We start from the raw sequence: 19,320 nt of genomic DNA on the forward strand, positions 1-19,320 counted from the left end.
TTCGCTAAAGTTGGAGATAGGATAGCACTGATTGTGCATCAATATAGATAGTGTATCAGGATGCTGGCCTTTCAGCAGCAAGCCACTGCATTCCCGCTGGCAGGCCACTGATTTCACACGCCACCGCCCCCAGCCTCGCCAATGCCTCGGTATAGCGATTGTTGAACGGATAACAGCATGAGAGGCGAAAGGCGTTACGATAGCGACCACTGGGTGAATAGAGTGTCCCCGGTGTCAGGCAGATCTGTTCTTTCAGCATTTGATGAAACAGCGCGACTGTATCGACGCTCTCAGGGAATTCAACCCAGAATACAAATCCCCCCGCCGGTTGAGTCACTTTGGTGCCTTGTGGGAAGTAGCGCGTAATCAACTGCTGGGCTTGCTGTACCTGGTGAGCATAACGGCGGCGCAAGCTGCGCAGGTGGTGATCATAGCCGCCAGACTCAAGGAACAGCGCCAGCGTTTCCGACAACAGTGCCGATTCCGCCATTGAGGAGACCGCCTTTAGCTTGTGCAGGGCTTCGGCGAAGCGGCCGCCGTCAATCCAGCCGATGCGGAAATCTGGCGCCAGTGTTTTGGTAAAACTGGAGCAAAACAGCACCCAACCATCGCTATCAAAAGCTTTTACCGCCGGGGACAAGGTGGAGCCAAATTGAATTTCGGCATATAACCCATCTTCAATCAAGGGCACTTGATGATCGTTCATCAGCTGCGCCAGCCGCTTTTTGGCCGCCAATGGCATGGTATAGCCCAATGGATTTTGCACCGTGGGCATGGCGATCAGTGCATTCAACCGCCCCTCCTTAAGCAGCAACTCCAGCACATCCAACGATAAGCCCTGCTGCGGATCAGTTGGAATCTCCACCGCTTTCAAGCCGAGACTTGCCAGCAGTGGCATCAGGTAGAAATAGGTCGGCGACTCCAGCCCGACGCAATCCCCCGGTTTGGTGGTGATCCGCAGCGCCAGTTGCAGTGCCTCCATACAACCATGGGTAATGGTGATATCTGCCGGATTGGCCAGCATCCCCAGAGTCATGGCGCGGCGAGCAATCTGCTGGCGCAGGCGTTGGCTGCCGGGGGGCAGAGCGTATTGGCTGATTAATTGCGGCTCACGGCGCAGTAACGAGGCCATAATGCGCCCCAATTTCGCGCTCGGATAAAAATCTGCCGTCTGCGGGCAGGCTAGCGAAATATTGGTAAAGCGCGGGTTTTGTTGCGCGGCAAAAACGGTATCAATCAAATCCAGCACTTCGTCTACCGGCTTACCCACCGTGGCCGTCGGCACCACGGCGGTCGAGGGGCTACAGACATAGAATCCCGACTGCGGACGCGCCTCAATCAGACCGCGATCTTCCAGTGTGCGATACGCCGCCACCACTGTATTGATGCTCACCTGATGGCTCTGGGCGTAACCGCGTATCGATGGCAGACGGCTACCCGCCAGCAAACTGCCGTTTTTAATGGCTTGCGCCATATTGTCTGCCACCTGCAAGTAGCGAATTTCATTCATAACAAGGGACATGGTGACAGTTCTCCGCAGGATCAATGGGTACAGTTCGGACGCAGTTAAACTGTACCCATAACAATAGATAACTTCTGCTTCTGACGCCATCACGGATTGATGTTTATGCTAAATCTCTTGGCCGCAGGCTTTTTTGAAAAATAAGAAAACAGAGGATAAGTCCATGTTGGATAGCGCTTTTATCAGTTACGTCACCGTCATGTCGATCACCCCCGGCCCGAACAATCTGTTATTAGCCGCATCAGGCGTTAACTTTGGTTTGCGCCGCACCTTACCGATGATGTTGGGCATTACCTTTGGTTGTGCATTGCAATGCGCATTAATGACCACACTGCTGGCCTTGATCCTTAGTTGGGTGGGCGTGATTCGCCTGCCGCTAGTGACATTAGGGTGCGGCTACTTATTGTGGTTATCGTGGAAGATTTATCATGCCGGTAGCCCTAATGCCAAAGATGGCGAGCAGCCGATGGGCTTTGCTCAGGGGGCACTGTTTCAGGCCATCAATCCGAAAGCATGGTTGATGGCAATGAATGTCGCCATCTTATTCACCCCACGCGAAGGTGCAACACTGATCCACACGTTGCTGATTGTTGGCGGCTTTGCACTATTGAACCTACCTTGTGTCGCCGTCTGGGCCGTGATGGGTGATCAATTGCGCCATGCGCTGCGGGTGAATTGGAAATTGCGGCTATTCAATGGCGTGATGGGTGGTTTGATGGCAACCACCGCACTGTGGCTGTTGCTGGATGAGTGGCTTAGCGTATTGCGCTAATTTAGGCGTGGCCGAGGGGGGAAAGCTTGGAAACTTGTTTCAGGCTGATGCGGGAGAGCAGTTCAGTGATCGACAGCACCATAGTTGAGCGCACCATTTGCTGATAGCGCTGACGTTGCATGGCAATTAACGAGGCGTCTGCTTCATCGGGGCGCAAAAAAGTGGGGACGGGAGGCAGCTCCACGACACAATGTAACTCACCAAATGGCCCGAGGATTTCGTCGTCAGTAAAGCGATACTCGGTGCCATCGTGGTTGAGCTCTTCACGGAGCGCCATCAATAACTCAGCATCTTCATATTCATGACGCGTAATCACACCCAAGGCATAAACCAGTTTTAACCGCACCGATAACTCACCCAGCGGCCCATCCCCGACCAGCAGCGGCTCCACGGCATATTTCACCGCATAATCATCTTTACGAAAAACCTGCACCACGAGAATATTCAGCGCTTCTGCCAATAATTCAACAGCGGCCATCAGGAAACTCCGAACCGTCTTTCCGGCGTTCAGATGTTCCAGTACCCGATTCTCAAATGCCTGTGTTTTTTCAATCATCGTTTGTCACTGGGGTGGTTGGTGAATGCTAAATGCGTAATCATTGGCCTGATAGTGGTAACAGAGTGGCAGTGATACCAGGCCAATGCTGAGGATCAGTGCGCCAGCTTATCCTGCATGGCGTTATACACATTCACCGTCTGTTCGACAACCTCGCTATCTGCAGGCAAGTCTGAAATTTGCGCTAACGCAGCTTTCGGCCCTAATTTCGCCAGTAACTCAACCAATTCCTGTGCTTGCGGGTCTTGCTCACTGCGATAGCTCATGGCCGCGGCGATGCCGGTGACCAGGTTATCGTGCGGCAATTGATACTCCAACGTCCCCAACAACGGCTTGATCAAACGATCGCCTGCGCTCAGTTTACGCAGTGGCTGACGGCCAACGCGCTCAACATCGTCGTGTAGGTAAGGGTTTTCAAAACGGGAGAGAATTTTGTTGATATAAGCGGCATGTTTTTCTGGATCAAAAGCATAGCGCTTAATCAGCACCGCGCCGCTCTCCTCCATTGCGCCTTTCACTGTCTGGCGCACCGCAGGGTCCAGAATCGCATCGCGGATGGTCTGGTGACCAGCAAGCTGACCTAAGTAGGCGGTAATGGCGTGACCGGTATTGAGGGTGAAGAGTTTACGCTCCACAAACGCCATCAGATTATCAGTCAACTCCATGCCGGCGATCTCTGGCGGCTGCCCTTTAAACTGGGTGCCATCGACAATCCACTCGCTAAAGGTCTCGACCGTCACCGCCAGAATATCGGTGCTGCCCGCCTCTGATGGCGGCACAATGCGGTCAACTGCAGAGTCGACGAAACCGACGTGTTGCTCAACCCACGCCTGCTCACTCTCCGGCAGAGCGGCAAAAACATGCTGTTTTAACTGACTGGTGCCACGCACCATATTTTCACAGGCAATAATATTCAGCGGGCGGGTGTTACCTTGTTGATGGCGGGCAATCAACCCCTGCGCCACAGTACCGGCGATGCGGGCCAAAATTTGTGGGCCAACAGCGGTGGTGACAATATCGGCCTGCGCAATCAGTGCCACCACTTCTGGGCTACCACTGTTTACTGCGCTGACATTTTTGACTTCTTCTACTCGCGCCTGCTCACCAACCACGTTGACCTGATAACTTTTGCGCTGATTCAACTCATCCAGCAGCGGCTGGTTAACATCAGCGAAAGTCAGTTGCGCGCCAGCATCAGCAAGAAGTTTGCCGATAAAGCCTCGGCCAATGTTACCTGCGCCAAAATGTAATGCTCTCATATTCGTTACCTTTTTTTGCTGTAAAAGGGCCGTTTACTCCCAACGGCCCGATTCAGTTATTACGGGTTTACTTCTTACCGCCAAGTAAATCCAACACCTCTTGCACGCTGGTGGTTTTGCTTAAGCGCTCAATCACCGACTCATCGTCCAGCGCGTTTGTCAGGCTGGTAATCACTTGAATATGCTCGTTATTACGGGCGGCGATACCAATCACCAAACGGGCCACTTCATCCTCTTCATCACCAAAGCGCACGCCGTCAGGGTATTGGCAGAACACCACACCGGTTTTCAGCACACGGTCTTTAGCTTCAATGGTTCCATGAGGCACGGCAATAGATTCGCCCAGATAGGTGGAGGTCAGTTTTTCACGTTCCAACATCGCCTCAACATATTCCGGCTCGACATAACCACCTTTCACCAACTGCTCACCGGCGAAACGGATCGCTTGCTCTTTGGTCGTCGCATGTTGATTGAGGAAGATATTTTCTGCACCCAAGCGGAACAGATTAGCTTCAGTGGCTTCAAAGCTATCGTCCAGTGTTTCAATCACTTTCTGAGTGGTCGCTGTCGCAATACCAGCTTCCACCAAACGGGTTGTCAGATTGCTGTACAGCTGGCTGTCGAGGAAGTTAGTCAACGAGATATGTTGTGCCTGCGGTGCATGACGCATCGCCCGCTCGGTCAAATCACGGTGCGTGATAACCAGATCCACATCATCCGGCAGGTTATTGATGGCGCAGTTTGTCACGGAGATATGTTTCAGACCCGCGTCTTGTACTTTTTTACGCAACACACCGGCCCCCATGGCACTGGAACCCATACCGGCATCACAGGCAACGATGATTTTACGCACGGTGCTTAAGTCGCCCGCCGCGGCGGCAGCATTCGCCGCTTGCGCGCCTTTGGACTGCGCTTTCATATCTTGCATACGGCGAGTGGCATCTTCCAGGCTATCTTCTTCGTCGTCTTTCACTTTAGAGGTTTTCAGCAGGATAGCGGAAACCGCGAAGGAGACAGCAAACGCCGCTGCAACCGCCGCAATGTTGGCAAAATAGGCACCTTTCGGGGTCATCGCCAATACCGCCAGAATAGAACCAGGAGAAGCCGGTGACACCAGACCGCCATTCAGCAGGGTCAGGGTGAACACGCCTGTCATACCGCCCAGAATCACCGCCAGCAATAAGCGTGGATTCATCAGCACGTATGGGAAATAGATTTCGTGAATACCACCGAAGAAGTGGATGATAGCCGCGCCGCCAGCAGATTGCTTAGCATTGCCTTTACCGAAGAACATGTAGGCCATCAACACACCCAAACCTGGACCTGGGTTCGCTTCGATCAGGAAGAAGATAGACTTACCGGTTTCAGTTGCCTGCTGGATGCCCAGTGGTGAGAAGATACCGTGGTTAATCGCGTTATTCAGGAACAGGATTTTTGCAGGTTCAACAAAGATCGAGGCTAATGGCAGCAGGTTGTTCTGCACCATGATATGCACGCCAGCAGCCAGGACTTTAGACAGGATTTCCACCAGTGGGCCAATCGCCATAAAGGCCAGAATCGCCAACAGCATACCGATGATACCGGCTGAGAAGTTGTTAACCAGCATCTCAAAGCCGCTTTTGATTTTGCCATCTACCCAGCGGTCAAAGCGCTTGATGGCCCAGCCGCCCAGTGGGCCTGCAATCATCGCACCGAGGAACATTGGCATATCAGCACCAACGATCACCCCCATGGTGGTGATAGCCCCCACTACGCCACCACGATCGCCACCCACCAAACGACCACCGGTAAAACCGATCAGCAGTGGCAACAGGTAGGTGATCATTGGGCCAACCAGTTTGGCTAGCGTCTCATTTGGCAGCCAGCCGGTAGGAATAAACAGTGCGGTGATAATACCCCAGGCGATAAATGCACCAATATTGGGCATAACCATATTACTGAGGAAGCGGCCAAAATTTTGAATTCTGACCTTTGCGTCTGGTGAAAACATAAAACACCCCTATTGGTACGCGCTATCAATAAGAGCGCGGTATAATTGTTTTGTTGAGGCAGTTCTGCAAAACCCGCCGATGCTATCGAATGCAAACACGCTGTATGCAAAACAAACTCTAGCACGCTCCTTTACTCACGCGTAGCTCACGGCATTTATGTGACGTAAATCACATTAACTACCCTGCAATGGGGGGCTATTTGTTGATTGAGATCACATTATTGAGCTGTAATAAAGTCACGCTGGAGAATTTTTAAGCTAAAAACTCGATTAAGAGTGACATTTGTCACACTTTGTATGGCTTGGTTTGTTTTGAAAATGTGATGTTAATCACAAGTTATTTTTGTTCACCGCAGGGATATGTGACATTTGTCGATTCATACTTGCTTAGCGAGCTAATTAACGGGGAAATGTGTAATAAAGCAACAGGGATAATGGAACTTGTTTTGATTGGTCGATGGGAGCAGGTTTCGGTTGATAGTCGTTCAGCGCCCACTTGACCTCCACCGCCTCAACCGAGCAGGAGGCCAGGCCGGCACTCCCCTTTTTATCCCCGCAAAATTCCCTTCACAATCTGCACATCCTGAACCCCTAACCCGGTTAAATCTGCCAGGGTAATCTGCTGATCATGCTCTCTGAAAGAGCTGTTTTGCACTAAAACAGTCCCTATCTCGGTCAAGGTGTGATGGGCTAAAAGTTGCTGTTGAAATGCTAATGAAATCTCACCAAATTCAGTGCATTGCGCCCATGAATCCACCAAAATCTTATCGGCCTTCGCCACTAACTCAGGTGCCAGTTCGTGCTTGCCCGCACCATCGGCACCGACGGCGGTAATATGTGTGCCTGGCTGAATATCCGCAGCCTGTAAAATCGCCTCTCGGCTGGGAGTGGTGGTAACAATCAACTGGCAGTGAGCGGCTAATTCAGCGGCACTTTGGGTGGTGTTGACCTCAAAACCCTCCTCCTGAGCATATTGCCGATACTCCTCTAATGCCGTCTCGCTGCGGCCCCAAACCCACAGTTGGCGGCATGAAATCACACTTTTCAGGTACATCAAATGCAACCGCGCCTGCATACCGGTGCCGATAATACCAATGGCGTGAATATGCTTAGGCGCACAAAGCTCCGCCACAATGCGCCCGGCCAGTGCTGTGCGCAGTGCGGTCAGCCAACCCTCATCGAGTAAAATAGCTTGAGGTTCACCGGATTGGGCCGAAAATGCCATCATCAACCCCTGATTGCTGGCGAGCCCTTGCGCTGGATTATCATAAAATCCACCGGAAACTTTCACCACGAACTGGTCGTCACCCTCTAAATAGCCACTTTTAATGCAACAATCGCCATTGGCTTGCGGAAAGAGTAAATGCTGTACCGGCGGCATTTGTACCTGTTTTTGGCTAAAAGCAATAAAGCCCTGTTTGAGTAGTAACGTGATGGCATCGGCATCGAACCTGTCGAGAATTTGCTGCTTATTGAGGATGATCATTCGCCGACGGCTCCCAGATATTTTTCCAGCACAATGTTCTTCCCGCACAGCACCACCGCCACCTTTTTACCTTGCCATTGTGGTGCCAGCTTCAGGGCTGCGGCCAGCGCCACGCCAGCCGCGCCTTCAATCATCCAGCGGTCAGTGCGGGCAATTAGGCGCATCGCCGCTTTAATCTCCTGCTCGCTGACCAGCACTTTTTGATCGATGAGCTGCTGGCAGAGCGCAAAGGTGATTGCCCCTGGCTCGACGCCACCGGCAGTTCCGTCTGACAGCGTCTCTTGCTCTGCCACTTCCTGAATTTGCCCGTTTTGCAGGCTGGTGTACATGCTGGTGGCATTGGCGGGCCAGCAGCCAATAACTTGTGTTTTATCAGAGAGTTTTTTCAGCACAGTGGCAATACCAGAAATCAGACCGCCGCCGCCGACGGCAACAAATACCGCATCAAGATCTGGCTGTTGCTCCACCATTTCCATGCCACAGGTGCCTTGCCCGGCAATAATTTGTGCATCGTTATAAGGGGAAATATAGGTTTTCCCCTGCTGCTGCGCGGCGCTACCGGCGGCTAACTCGGCATTTAAAGCATCCCCCGGTATCAGCTCAATGTGGCCGCCCAGTGCGCGAATGGCTTCCAGCTTGATGGCCGCCGCCTGTTCCGGTGCATAAATGGTGGATTTAACCCCCGCCAATTTGCCCGCCAATGCCATCGCCTGGCCATGATTACCGGTGGAGGCCGTGATAACCCCCTGCTGGCGCTGCTCATCTGTTAGCAGCCGTAACTTATTGCTGGCACCGCGAAATTTAAAAGAACCGGTGTGTTGCAGATGCTCACATTTGAGATAAATTTCGCAACCACTGTGTTGCGACAGCAGCGGGCTGTACTCCAGTGGTGTCACCCTCACTTGCGGACGCAAAACCTGGTGGGCCTCTTTGATGGCATCAAATAGTGTATTCATGTCGGTTCCTTAAAATTTCAGCGGTTTTTTATATTTTTCAGCTGGTTATAAACAGTGGCACGGCCAATGCCAAGAATTTTTGCGACATAACCCGCCGCATTTTTGCCGTTAAATGCCCCTTGCTGATAGAGCGCTTCAATCAGCATTCGGCGGCTGACACTGTTTAGTGTCGCCAGTGTGAGTTGCTGCTGTTGCAGCCAATTATGGATATAAGTATTGATACGCTCCTGCCAATCATCCTGAAACAGCACATCAGGCTGTGGTTGCAGTTGATGGCCTGACAGAAACATATCCAGCGCTGCTTTGGCACTTTCGAACACCGTAATATCCAGATTGATGCACAGCAGCCCGATAGGTTGCCCTTGGTCATCCCGCAGCACGGTGCTGATGGAGCGCAGTTGGCGGCCATTCCAGTTACGCTTTTGGTAGGGGCCGATCACCTGCGAATGCTGGTCAAATTGCAGATCGCTGAGATTGGAGTCTTCGCCTAATTCGCGCTGCGAATAGTTATTGGCGATATAGATCAGCGATTGGCTGGCTACGTCGTGAATGGCGACTTCCGCATAGGGGTAAAAAAGCGTGGCTATCGCGTCGGCAATGGGTTGGTAGCGGCTTAGCATAGGTCACATCGATTAGAATAAAAAATCTATATTAGACTTTTTATTCTAAATATCTAGCTAATTTGATGAAGGATCATAGATTCGAAAATTATGAATTAGTTTCTGATAGTTATCTAAAATCAGTCCAATAGAGGTACTAATTAATACGAGAAGAGGGCTAGGGGCTATCATTATAGATATACTGTTTTTCTATACAGCCTTCTTTCATCTGGGTAAAATGAGTGATAAGATTACATTGAAAATTCCCTGAGTGAGTAATCCTAAGATGGAAGAATTGAACTTAATTGCAAATCAGATTGCAGAACAAGCACAGCAGAAAGAACAAAAAAGATTACAACAAGATAAAGAACTTGTTCGACGAGTGCTAGAAATCTACGATCAGAAAGCTGTTGCAGAAGTTCTGCGGAAAGTCAGTAAGTGTGAATGGACTCGTGAAGCCCTCAACCGCTGGTATAACGGGAAATCCATACAGAAGCCTCTAACTGAGGCTGAAATTGATATGCTACAAAATATGCTACCTTCACCACCAAAACATCATCCTAATTATCAATTCCGCTTTATTGATCTTTTTGCTGGGATTGGTGGTATCCGAAAAGGTTTTGAGGCCATTGGCGGACAGTGTGTATTCACCAGCGAATGGAACCCTTATGCAGTTCGGACATATAAAGCCAATTGGTATTGTGACCCCGACGAGCACCGATTTAATTCAGATATACGTGAGATTACTCTTAGTGAGACTGCGGAAATATCAGATGAAGAAGCCTATAAATATATAGACCAGCATATTCCTGATCATGACGTTTTACTTGCTGGGTTTCCTTGTCAGCCATTCTCGCTAGCAGGGGTTTCAAAGAAAAATTCTTTAGGTCGTGCTCATGGATTTGAGTGTGAAACCCAGGGGACATTATTTTTTGATGTCGCCAGAATTATTGCCTCAAAGAAACCTGCTATTTTCGTACTTGAGAATGTTAAGAATCTGAAAAGTCACGACAAAGGTAAAACTTTTCAGATTATTATGAATACACTAAATGAGTTGGGCTATTCGGTCGCAGATGCTGATGCAGTCGGATCACAAGACCCTAAAATTGTGGATGGAAAAAATTTTCTACCCCAGCACAGGGAGCGTATTGTTTTAGTGGGATTTCGTAAAGATCTTAATATCGATAAAGACTTTACACTAAAAGATATCCATAAGTTTTTCCCTGAAAAACGCCCGACCTTTGGTGAATTACTTGAGCCTGTTGTTGATGATAAGTACATACTGACGCCGCATCTGTGGAAGTACTTATATAATTACGCTAAAAAGCATCAGGCAAAAGGGAATGGTTTTGGATTTGGGTTAGTTGACCCAACGAACAGTGATAGTGTAGCCAGAACATTATCAGCCCGTTATCACAAAGATGGTTCAGAGATTTTAATTGATCGTGGGTGGGATAAAGTTTTAGGTGAAAATGATTTTGATGATAAAAAAAATCAGGAAAATCGCCCTCGTCGACTTACCCCAAAAGAGTGTGCCCGACTGATGGGGTTTGAAACTCCGGATAAGGAATCGTTCCGAATTCCTGTATCCGATACACAGGCTTATCGACAATTTGGTAACTCCGTAATTGTTCCTGTTTTTGCGGCAGTCGCTCAGCTATTGGCTCCATTCATAGCAAAAGCAGTTAACGTACGAAAAGATAAGGCGGCTTAATAATCATGGCTGATGTTCATTCTTCGGAAACTCGTAGTAAAAATATGAGGGCTATCCGGGCAAGGGATACAGCCATAGAAATTAAGTTAGCAAAAATACTTGACCAGTTAGGGCTTTCTTACCTAGTTCAGGTTAGTGAGCTCCCCGGTAAGCCCGATTTTATTGTTGATGAATATCGGGCGATAATTTTTGTTCATGGCTGTTTCTGGCATAAACATAATTGCCATTTATTTAAGAGCCCAGCTTCACACACCGATTTTTGGCTTAAAAAAATCCAAGGAAATGTAAAAAGAGATGATAAGGTTATAAAACAGCTCTCGGATGATGGCTGGAAAGTTTTAGTTGTCTGGGAGTGTGCATTACGGGGTAAGCACAAGCTAACAGATAATGATATTTCAGCGAGAGTCGAAGAGTGGATTTGTAGTAGTGAAGTAAATGCTCAAATTGATACACAAGGAATTAGCCAAATGATAAGTAGTTGACCAAACTCCGACTAGAAGCAAGTGAGAGTTCAGTCATTTTTTCGTTAAGGATTATATATACTTTTGGTCTCCTCAATAAAATCAGAGAGAGAAATTAACTCATTACGAATAGATTTAGGATATTTTTCGTGAAGAGGTTTAGGAACCACTAATTGGACACCTGCATCTTTCATTTCCTGGAACTGATTAACAGACACCCCTTCCTGAAGAGTGAAAAGGTGAATATTATCAATGCGATTTGCCTCATTGAGCGCCTGGCGCCAGCGATCTTTACAGGTGGTTTTTACTGCAAGCATTCTCAATTTTTCGGAAGGATACTCAGCATCATAATAAGCTTCAGCAGAGGGAAATAGAAAATCCGGCTTCTTATTGCCTTCAGTAATACTCTGAGTAACAAAATCAGTAAGGCTATTTTCGATAAATGTATTCTCCAGATGTAATTCCAGAGATCTTCCTGCTCGCGATTTGCGGCGATTACTTACTGAGTTTGCTAAGCTAATAAAATCATCTACTGACGAAAAACCTGCTTGCACCCGCTCCAAGACATGTAATTCTTCTATTCGACGAAACAGAGAATATTCAGCATCGCGTTTTTCGAGTAATAGCTCATCAGGGTTTAGACTTTTGAATTGGAATACTTTAGGGAGATAACTAATTATCTCAATACCTGGCGGGAATGAAATAGACCATTGCTCTGGGATCGGATAATTAGTGGACTTCCAGTTATAGCTTGCTATAGCAAAACCGCCCAGAACCTGATTTGATGGGCCTGAAACTGAAAAGCCAGGGATCACTTCCCCCGTCATAGATTCCAGCAGCTCTTCCTCTACCAGAGAGTTGCATAGCCACACATCAATAAAGTCACAGGTGTTATTGGGCACACTATGAAAAGCGAAAATAGTCAGTGCCCCAGTATTCTCTTTATTTAACAGTGGGCTACCTTTCCCCCAACAAGTAATTCGTTTTTCGTTACGTGTACCATCAAAATGACGGTTATTGTAATAAATAGCCCTGACTATACTCTCAATATTGCCATGGGAGCTTATCCTTGCCGGCAAATGAATATCTGGATTTCTAATATCAGTTCGAACAATAGAAGAGAATTGTTTCTCAATCACTTCAGCCGGTATATAGACTCCAGCCTGATGCGCGCCTGTTGCACCAGTATCATTACCGGAAAGGCGCTTGATATAGATATGCCAGTCGCCAGATGATTTCTCAGATAACCAGTTATGGAAAGCAGACACAACTATGCCCCTTAGCGATTCTTTTAAGATTAATTAGTAAGTTACAGCAAGCGGGTGTAGCAATTTAGTATCTATAACATAGAAAGTTGAGGTCATGCTATCCAGAGTTATCATTTCTGCATGAAATCTGAATTTATCAGCTTAATAAATTATTTTTACTGTGATTTACTTGTTCAATGCTCTTATAACATGAGATGTCTTTCATGACGGTGTGCGGAGGGTTGTTAGTGATATAATCTTTATAAATAACTTAGCCCGTCGCATCACCGGAGCCAGAATGATTAGCCAGAAAGATGCCCTTTGCCGGGAGCAGCAGCTTACCTTTGATCCCAGAGGGCATCAGCTCACCAATATCAATGTCTGGACGCCGGATAGCCAGTGGCTGGTCTACGACGTGCGGCCCAATGGCAGCACTTTTAGTGGCTTAACCATTGAGCGGGTTAATTGTGTCACCCGCAATATTGAGGTGATCTATCGTGCTCAGCATGGCGCGCATGTTGGCGTCGTGACGGTCAGCCCCGACCTGCCCGCGCGCTATGTGTTTATCCACGGGCCGGAGCATCCAGACAGCCATTGGCATTATGATTTTCATCATCGGCGTGGGGTGATTGTTGCGGAGCCGGATAGAGAGCTGGCGGTCACCCTGGATGCCATGGATATCACGGCACCCTATACGCCTGGTGCTTTGCGCGGCGGTACACATGTCCACGTTTTCAGCCCTGATGGCAGCCGCCTTAGCTTTACCTATAACGACCATGTGCTGCATGAATTAGACCCGGCGCTGGATTGCCGCAATGTCGGTATTGCGCTGCCGCTGCATGGGGTCAATCCGCCTAAACAGCACCCTCGTGAATATGATGGCAGCCACTTTTGTGTGTTGATCAGCCGCACTACACCCATACCACAGGCGGGCAGTGATCAAATCAGCCGCGCTTATGAAGAGGGGTGGATTGGCACGCAGGGTTATCGGAGAGCGGATGGCACTCATCAGCGCTGGGCGCTGGCCTTTATTGGCGATACCCTTTCGGCGCAAGGGGAGAAAATCCCGGAAATCTTTATTGCTGATCTGCCTGAGCATCACCGAGATTATGCTCGTGCTGGAGATGCGCCGCTAGAGGGGACGCCAACCACACTACCTGCACCACCTGCCGGTGTCAGTCAGCGGCGGGTGACTTATACCACTGAGCGCCGCTTCCCGGGGCTTGTCACCAGCCCGCGTCACTGGTTGCGCGCCTCACCTGATGGCAGTGCCATTGCTTGCCTGATGAGAGATGATAATGATGTTGTGCAGCTGTGGTTAGTCTCCCCCAATGGCGGTGAACCACGGCAACTGACATCCAGCCAGTGGGGGATTCAATCCGCCTTTAGCTGGCATCCGCAAGGAGGTAGTCTGGCGTTTGTTTGTGATAACAGCGTGATGCGGTGTGATAGTACCAGCGGCCAACTTCAGCGGCTGACTGCACGTAGTGCCGTCGCCCCATTGGCTGACGCGGTGGTGTTTTCACCGGACGGCTCGCAAATTGCATTTATGCGGGAAATAGAAGGGTTCGCTCAAATCTTTACCGTAAATGCAGGTTAGATTATTGCGCTGGTGTTTCGTCAATATGTGCCGTTGGCTGACTTGCAGCTTCAGACTGGCGGACTCGTTCACGTGGGGAGCTGGCCATTTTGTCTGCGCTGTCTGAGCGCAGATAGTCATATGGCAGCAGCAGTGTATCCATGACTGCGGAGAAGGGCAGATCTACAGCTAGCAAGGGGCGTAGCGCCCAGCCGGTATTGTCATCTTTGAGCATCGCCACATTGGCTTCTGTGCCGGAGTAGTAACCCTGACTGCTGCTGGTGTGCGTCATAATGCTGGAGCAGCCGCTGGATAACAGCAGCGAACAGCCAGTAACAAAAGGGATAACTGTGTTTCTCATTGTTTTTTCAGCTCTCATCATCATGCCAGGCGATCACACACTAGATAGTGTCAGGTTTTGTCGTGATTTTTTACACTCTCTTACAGACAGTTCCTATGGTCAAAGATTCAATCTTATGGCGCGATTGCATTTAAGTGTAAGTTATAGCAGCTGATTTATCGAATATTAGTCAGGTGAAAACCCGCTATTGGGATTTTTCTCGTAAATTTTTTTGTTTTTTGCTCTTGAAAAGAAGCAGACCGCTACCATCTTATTATTAGGTCAGAGAGAGTACGCCGACAGGGTATTCTGACCATGGGCCTGTCCATATATGGAGGGCTTAATTAAAAATAGGATAACACCCTTGCTAATCTATTTAGGAGGCAGTTTTTATGCGTAATTCCGAGCTTGCTCCACTGTATCGTTCAGCTATTGGTTTCGATCGGCTATTTAATCTATTAGAGTCCGGCCAGAATCAAAGTAATGGAGGTTACCCTCCTTATAACGTCGAGCTGGTTGATGACAATAACTACCGCATTGCGATCGCGGTAGCGGGCTTTGCAGAGCAAGAGCTGGAGATCACCACTCAAGATAACATATTGATTGTTCGTGGCTCTCATGCCGGCGAACCTGCACAGCGCACCTACTTATATCAGGGTATTGCTGAGCGCAATTTCGAGCGTAAATTCCAGTTGGCTGAGCATGTTAAGATTAAAGGTGCCAACTTGGTTAACGGGTTGCTGTATATCGACCTCGAACGAGTAGTACCTGAAAATTTAAAACCACGTCGTATTGAAATTAAGTAATTAGCCTTTATATAGATGAAGTCATTTATTTAATAGCTGAGTGCAGCCTGCCGTAATCGGGGGCTAACCGGTCACGGATTGATAGCCGTAAATAATATAACGCCGCTGTTTTGCGTTAGAGCTGCTTATATCATTAATTCGTGGCTGCTTATTATCTCGCTTCAAAGAAGGAGTATATCTATGCGTAATTATGATTTGTCACCATTACTTCGTCAGTGGATTGGTTTTGATAAACTGGCTAACTCAATGCAGGGCAGTCAGGATGCTCAAGGCTTCCCGCCATATAACATTGAAAAAACTGATGATAACCACTATCGCATCTCACTGGCATTGGCCGGTTTTAAACAGAGCGAACTGGATATCGAAGTTGAAGGCCCACGCCTGACGGTGCGCGGTAAGCCGGCACCGGTTGAAAAACAGGTTGAATACCTGCATCAGGGCTTGGTGCGTAAAGAGTTCGCGTTGACCTTCACGCTCGCTGAGCATCTGAATGTTGATAATGCTCAGTTTGAAAATGGCCTGCTGCACATTGATCTGTTGCGCCAGGTGCCTGAAGCGCTGCAACCACAGCGTATTACTATCGGCAGTGCGGCTCCACAAGAGCAGCAAGTGTTAGATAGCCCGGTCACTACTGACCAGCAGTAATAATAACCGACACCTCTGCGTGGGGTGTCGGTAGCGATTACCCTCTCCTTGTTTTGTCCTTTTAGCGTTAAGCTTTTTGCTGTTTTTTTTTCACCGGAGAGATTCCCCGCTCTCCGGTGCATTTTGTGGTGTATCCCACATTCAACTGCCCTCCCTTCTGACAGAATCCTTACTAATTGTAAGAATTTAAGGCCATGTCTGTATTTTGTAATAATCCACTTGGCCGGCCAGTTTTTAAACTTAGGCAAGGAAGTGATTTATGAGTGCTATCGCCCTTACCGTCAGTATGTTGGCGCTGGTCGCCGTATTGGGGTTATGGATCGGTAATTGGAAGATCTATGGTGTTGGGTTAGGTATTGGCGGAGTGCTATTTGGCGGCATTATTGTGGGCCATTTCGCACAAACATATGAAGTTGTTCTTAACGGGGACATGCTGCATTTCATTCAGGAGTTTGGTCTGATTCTGTTTGTTTACACTATCGGTATTCAAGTCGGGCCGGGGTTCTTCTCTTCACTGCGCGTCTCGGGGCTGCGACTTAACTGTTTTGCCATTCTGATGGTGGTGGTCGGCGGCTTAGTGACGGCGATTATCCATAAGCTGTTTGCGGTGCCGCTACCCATCATTTTGGGTATCTTTTCGGGAGCGGTCACTAACACGCCAGCACTCGGGGCGGCACAACAAATCCTTACTGATTTAGGTTCGCCACCACAATTGGTTAGCCAGATGGGGATGGGCTATGCCATGGCCTATCCATTCGGCATTTGCGGCATTTTGCTGGTGATGTGGCTGATTCGTTTATTCTTTAAAATCAACGTTGACCGCGAAGCAAAAGATTTTGATAGCAGTAATGGGCAGAACCGTGAATTGCTGCAAACTATGAATGTGGCGGTACGCAATCCCAATTTGAATGGTTTGTCAGTGCAGGAAGTGCCATTGCTCAACAGTGATGAGGTGGTCTGCTCCCGCCTGAAACGCGGTGATTTGCTGATGGTGCCGCTGCCTGGCACAGTGATCGAGCTGGGGGATTACCTGCATCTAGTTGGGCAGCGCGAAGCCTTGGAGAAAGTGCGGCTGGTGGTGGGTGAAGAGGTGGATGTCACTCTATCCACCGCAGGGACAGTATTGCAAACCGCCCGGGTGGTGGTGACCAATGAGGCGGTATTAGGTAAAAAGATCCGTGATCTTAATTTGAAACAGAAGTATGACGTGGCGATCACTCGGCTAAATCGTGCAGGTATTGAGCTGGTCGCCAGTAATAGTGCCAGCCTGCAATTTGGTGACATCCTGAATCTGGTTGGCCGCCCAGAGGCTATCGAGGCGGTCTCCGCCGTGGTGGGGAACGCGCAACAGAAGTTGCAACAAGTGCAGATGTTACCGGTCTTTATCGGCGTGGGTCTGGGTGTGCTACTGGGATCTATCCCGTTGTTTATTCCGGGATTTCCAGCGGCATTACGTTTGGGGCTGGCCGGTGGCCCGCTGGTGGTGGCGCTGATTCTCGGGCGTATCGGCAGTATCGGTAAGCTATATTGGTTTATGCCGCCGAGTGCCAATTTGGCGCTGCGTGAACTGGGGATTGTGCTGTTCTTGTCGGTGGTTGGCCTGAAATCCGGCGGTGACTTTATCAATACGCTGGTCAATGGTGATGGGTTGGCATGGATTGGTTACGGCGCGATGATTACCGGTATACCGCTGCTGACCGTGGGGATTCTGGCGCGCATGTTAGCCAAGATGAACTACCTGACCTTGTGCGGCATGTTAGCCGGTTCAATGACGGATCCACCGGCGCTGGCATTTGCCAATGGCTTGCATCCGACCAGCGGTGCGGCGGCGCTCTCTTATGCTACGGTTTATCCGCTGGCGATGTTCTTGCGCATCATGTCGCCGCAGATACTCGCGGTGCTGTTCTGGACAACCATGTAGCGCCAATGACTTTGAGTACGGTTGTAAAAACTTTCAGGGCCGCCTAATGAGCGGCCCTTGGCTCTTTATTTTCAGATATTCTCAGAAATCACTTTGCTTCCTGAAACGCCCGCTCAATCTCTTCCGCCAGTATCACCACGCCCTTTTCAATCTCTTCCGGAGCAGGGACATAATTCATCCGCATACATTGATGGGTATGTGGCCAGTCATATCCCAGACCAGGGAAGAAGTAGTGGCCCGGCACCATCAGCACACCGCGTTTTTTTAGGCGCTGATAGAGCAGTTCGGTGCTGATCGGCAGATCTTTAAACCATAGCCAGAGGAAGATGGCCCCCTCGGGTTTGTGGATCAGGCAGCGCTCCGGCGGCAAATATTTGCGCAAAATAGCAATGGTCTGCTGTACCCGCTCAAAATAGAATGGCCGAATCACCTCGTTAGATAAGCGCAATAGATCACCACGCTCAATCATTTCGGCGGCAATCGCTGGCCCCATGCTGCCCGGCGACAAGCTGATGATGCCATTCATATTGGTGATAGCCGAAATCACTTTCTCATCGGCAATGACAATGCCACAGCGTGAACCCGGTAGGCCCAGCTTCGACAAACTCATGCACAAAATGATATTCGGGTTCCACAGCGGGGTTGCGTCGGTAAAGATGATCCCGGGGAAGGGCACGCCATAAGCATTATCAATCAATAGCGGAATATCACGCTGCTGAGCGATAGCATCCAGGCGAATTAACTCTTCATCAGTAATCACATTACCGGTGGGATTAGTGGGGCGCGATACACATATCAAACCAATATCATCGGTAATATTGAGGTGATCAAAGTCAACGTGATATTTGAATTGCCCTTCTGGCAGCAGCTCAATATTGGGTTTGGCGGAGACAAATAGCTCCTCATCCAGACCAGCATCGGCATAACCGAGATACTCAGGGGCCAGCGGGAATAAGACCCGACGACGGCTACCATCAGCATAGCGGCCTGCGAATAGATTAAATAAGTAGAAAAATGCGCTCTGACTACCATTTGTCAGTGCAATATTCTGTGGCTCAATCTGCCAACCCAGCTCGTCGCGTAGCATTTTCGCCAATGCTTTTAACAGCAAATCTTTGCCTTGTGGCCCGTCGTAATTGCACAACGCCTCGGTCAATTGCCCGCGATCCAGCATCTCCTGACACAGTTGCTGGAAGTAAGCATCCATCTCTGGGATATGCGCCGGATTACCCCCGCCGAGCATGATAGAACCTGGGGTTCTAAGGCCGTCGTTGAGGTCGTCCATCAGTCTGGTGATCCCCGCGTAGCGGGTGAATTTGTCGCCGAAAAGTGAGAACTTCATAAATGAAAATTTATTGTTATCCGTAAGTGAACAAGTACCATACTCGCAGATAAAAGCGGGTGCAATGCGGAAGGATTTCTTCCTACCGAGCGAAAATATCGGCAGGAAGAGTTATTGCAGGATAA

17 protein-coding genes are annotated in these 19,320 nt (G+C 49.2%); 7 read left to right on the forward strand and 10 right to left on the reverse strand.

From position 1 onward, the window contains the following. Positions 1-55: 55 nt before the first annotated feature. Positions 56-1,522, reverse strand: coding sequence for an aminotransferase-like domain-containing protein (locus HRK25_RS05830; RefSeq protein WP_032896719.1), 1,467 nt, complete (start codon positions 1,520-1,522; stop codon positions 56-58). A gap of 163 nt (positions 1,523-1,685) precedes the next feature. Here HRK25_RS05830 and HRK25_RS05835 point away from each other — a divergent pair, with 163 nt between their 5' ends. After that, the gene (locus tag HRK25_RS05835; RefSeq protein ID WP_005271613.1) at positions 1,686-2,294 is read left to right on the forward strand and encodes a LysE family translocator; all 609 of its coding nucleotides are present in this window, start codon (positions 1,686-1,688) and stop codon (positions 2,292-2,294) included. 1 nt (position 2,295) lies between these two features. Here the strand turns inward: HRK25_RS05835 and HRK25_RS05840 are convergent, their stop codons facing one another. The 6 genes from HRK25_RS05840 to HRK25_RS05865 all read right to left on the reverse strand — a co-directional run bounded on the left by HRK25_RS05840 (position 2,296) and on the right by HRK25_RS05865 (position 9,161). Continuing rightward, positions 2,296-2,850 carry an MltR family transcriptional regulator gene (locus tag HRK25_RS05840; protein ID WP_005271611.1) on the reverse strand — a complete coding sequence of 185 codons (555 nt, stop codon included), beginning with the start codon at positions 2,848-2,850 and terminating at the stop codon, positions 2,296-2,298. Between the two features lie 95 nt (positions 2,851-2,945). Beyond that, positions 2,946-4,109 (reverse strand): mannitol-1-phosphate 5-dehydrogenase, encoded by a 1,164-nt coding sequence (locus HRK25_RS05845; protein ID WP_005271610.1) that lies wholly within the window; start codon positions 4,107-4,109, stop codon positions 2,946-2,948. A gap of 67 nt (positions 4,110-4,176) precedes the next feature. Further along, on the reverse strand, positions 4,177-6,099 hold the full coding sequence (locus tag HRK25_RS05850) for a PTS mannitol transporter subunit IICBA (protein WP_032896716.1): 1,923 nt from the start codon (positions 6,097-6,099) through the stop codon (positions 4,177-4,179). Between the two features lie 547 nt (positions 6,100-6,646). After that, positions 6,647-7,585 (reverse strand): ornithine cyclodeaminase family protein, encoded by a 939-nt coding sequence (locus HRK25_RS05855; protein WP_032896714.1) that lies wholly within the window; start codon positions 7,583-7,585, stop codon positions 6,647-6,649. After that, positions 7,582-8,541, reverse strand: coding sequence for a threonine/serine dehydratase (locus HRK25_RS05860; protein WP_005271604.1), 960 nt, complete (start codon positions 8,539-8,541; stop codon positions 7,582-7,584). The genes HRK25_RS05855 and HRK25_RS05860 overlap by 4 nt, the downstream gene beginning before the upstream one ends. Positions 8,542-8,558: 17 nt before the next feature. Continuing rightward, entirely contained in the window at positions 8,559-9,161 is a 603-nt protein-coding gene (locus HRK25_RS05865) for a helix-turn-helix transcriptional regulator (RefSeq protein ID WP_005271602.1), read from the reverse strand. A gap of 265 nt (positions 9,162-9,426) precedes the next feature. Between HRK25_RS05865 and HRK25_RS05870 the strand changes: the two genes are divergently transcribed. Continuing rightward, positions 9,427-10,854, forward strand: coding sequence for a DNA cytosine methyltransferase (locus HRK25_RS05870; RefSeq protein WP_005271600.1), 1,428 nt, complete (start codon positions 9,427-9,429; stop codon positions 10,852-10,854). Between the two features lie 5 nt (positions 10,855-10,859). Continuing rightward, positions 10,860-11,336, forward strand: a complete 477-nt coding sequence (locus HRK25_RS05875; RefSeq protein WP_005271598.1) for a very short patch repair endonuclease — start codon at positions 10,860-10,862, stop codon at positions 11,334-11,336. A 44-nt stretch (positions 11,337-11,380) separates the two neighbouring features. Here the strand turns inward: HRK25_RS05875 and HRK25_RS05880 are convergent, their stop codons facing one another. After that, a complete protein-coding gene (locus tag HRK25_RS05880; RefSeq protein WP_005271595.1) occupies positions 11,381-12,583 on the reverse strand; it encodes a type II restriction endonuclease in 1,203 nt (400 codons plus the stop codon). A gap of 277 nt (positions 12,584-12,860) precedes the next feature. On the opposite strand from HRK25_RS05880, the gene HRK25_RS05885 reads away from it, so the two are divergent. After that, positions 12,861-14,162 (forward strand): YidR family protein, encoded by a 1,302-nt coding sequence (locus HRK25_RS05885; protein WP_005271593.1) that lies wholly within the window; start codon positions 12,861-12,863, stop codon positions 14,160-14,162. Position 14,163: 1 nt separating this feature from the next. Here the strand turns inward: HRK25_RS05885 and HRK25_RS05890 are convergent, their stop codons facing one another. Beyond that, complete coding sequence (locus HRK25_RS05890; RefSeq protein WP_032896735.1) at positions 14,164-14,502, reverse strand: YceK/YidQ family lipoprotein; 339 nt, start codon at positions 14,500-14,502, stop codon at positions 14,164-14,166. A gap of 371 nt (positions 14,503-14,873) precedes the next feature. Here HRK25_RS05890 and ibpA point away from each other — a divergent pair, with 371 nt between their 5' ends. The 3 genes from ibpA (at position 14,874) to HRK25_RS05905 (ending at position 17,853) form a co-directional block, all read left to right on the forward strand. Then, on the forward strand, positions 14,874-15,287 hold the full coding sequence (gene ibpA / locus HRK25_RS05895; RefSeq protein WP_005271591.1) for a small heat shock chaperone IbpA: 414 nt from the start codon (positions 14,874-14,876) through the stop codon (positions 15,285-15,287). Positions 15,288-15,467: 180 nt separating this feature from the next. Then, a complete protein-coding gene (gene ibpB, locus HRK25_RS05900; RefSeq protein ID WP_005271590.1) occupies positions 15,468-15,932 on the forward strand; it encodes a small heat shock chaperone IbpB in 465 nt (154 codons plus the stop codon). Positions 15,933-16,191: 259 nt separating this feature from the next. After that, positions 16,192-17,853 (forward strand): putative transporter, encoded by a 1,662-nt coding sequence (locus HRK25_RS05905; protein WP_005271589.1) that lies wholly within the window; start codon positions 16,192-16,194, stop codon positions 17,851-17,853. An 88-nt stretch (positions 17,854-17,941) separates the two neighbouring features. Here the strand turns inward: HRK25_RS05905 and HRK25_RS05910 are convergent, their stop codons facing one another. After that, entirely contained in the window at positions 17,942-19,195 is a 1,254-nt protein-coding gene (locus HRK25_RS05910) for a valine--pyruvate transaminase (protein WP_005271586.1), read from the reverse strand. Positions 19,196-19,320 lie beyond the last annotated feature (125 nt).

It is taken from the genome of Yersinia bercovieri ATCC 43970 (assembly GCF_013282745.1).
GTDB lineage: Bacteria > Pseudomonadota > Gammaproteobacteria > Enterobacterales > Enterobacteriaceae > Yersinia > Yersinia bercovieri.

What these genes read in the sequence shown, in the direction of transcription:
- HRK25_RS05875 (WP_005271598.1), top strand. Translation starts at nt 10,860, where the DNA reads ATGGCTGATGTTCATTCTTCGGAAACTCGTAGTAAAAATATGAGGGCT.
- HRK25_RS05860 (WP_005271604.1), bottom strand. Translation starts at nt 8,541, where the DNA reads ATGAATACACTATTTGATGCCATCAAAGAGGCCCACCAGGTTTTGCGT.
- HRK25_RS05850 (WP_032896716.1), bottom strand. Translation starts at nt 6,099, where the DNA reads ATGTTTTCACCAGACGCAAAGGTCAGAATTCAAAATTTTGGCCGCTTC.
- HRK25_RS05885 (WP_005271593.1), top strand. Translation starts at nt 12,861, where the DNA reads ATGATTAGCCAGAAAGATGCCCTTTGCCGGGAGCAGCAGCTTACCTTT.
- HRK25_RS05905 (WP_005271589.1), top strand. Translation starts at nt 16,192, where the DNA reads ATGAGTGCTATCGCCCTTACCGTCAGTATGTTGGCGCTGGTCGCCGTA.
- ibpB (WP_005271590.1), top strand. Translation starts at nt 15,468, where the DNA reads ATGCGTAATTATGATTTGTCACCATTACTTCGTCAGTGGATTGGTTTT.
- HRK25_RS05835 (WP_005271613.1), top strand. Translation starts at nt 1,686, where the DNA reads ATGTTGGATAGCGCTTTTATCAGTTACGTCACCGTCATGTCGATCACC.
- HRK25_RS05865 (WP_005271602.1), bottom strand. Translation starts at nt 9,161, where the DNA reads ATGCTAAGCCGCTACCAACCCATTGCCGACGCGATAGCCACGCTTTTT.
- HRK25_RS05840 (WP_005271611.1), bottom strand. Translation starts at nt 2,850, where the DNA reads ATGATTGAAAAAACACAGGCATTTGAGAATCGGGTACTGGAACATCTG.
- ibpA (WP_005271591.1), top strand. Translation starts at nt 14,874, where the DNA reads ATGCGTAATTCCGAGCTTGCTCCACTGTATCGTTCAGCTATTGGTTTC.
- HRK25_RS05870 (WP_005271600.1), top strand. Translation starts at nt 9,427, where the DNA reads ATGGAAGAATTGAACTTAATTGCAAATCAGATTGCAGAACAAGCACAG.
- HRK25_RS05910 (WP_005271586.1), bottom strand. Translation starts at nt 19,195, where the DNA reads ATGAAGTTCTCACTTTTCGGCGACAAATTCACCCGCTACGCGGGGATC.
- HRK25_RS05890 (WP_032896735.1), bottom strand. Translation starts at nt 14,502, where the DNA reads ATGAGAAACACAGTTATCCCTTTTGTTACTGGCTGTTCGCTGCTGTTA.
- HRK25_RS05830 (WP_032896719.1), bottom strand. Translation starts at nt 1,522, where the DNA reads ATGTCCCTTGTTATGAATGAAATTCGCTACTTGCAGGTGGCAGACAAT.
- HRK25_RS05855 (WP_032896714.1), bottom strand. Translation starts at nt 7,585, where the DNA reads ATGATCATCCTCAATAAGCAGCAAATTCTCGACAGGTTCGATGCCGAT.
- HRK25_RS05845 (WP_005271610.1), bottom strand. Translation starts at nt 4,109, where the DNA reads ATGAGAGCATTACATTTTGGCGCAGGTAACATTGGCCGAGGCTTTATC.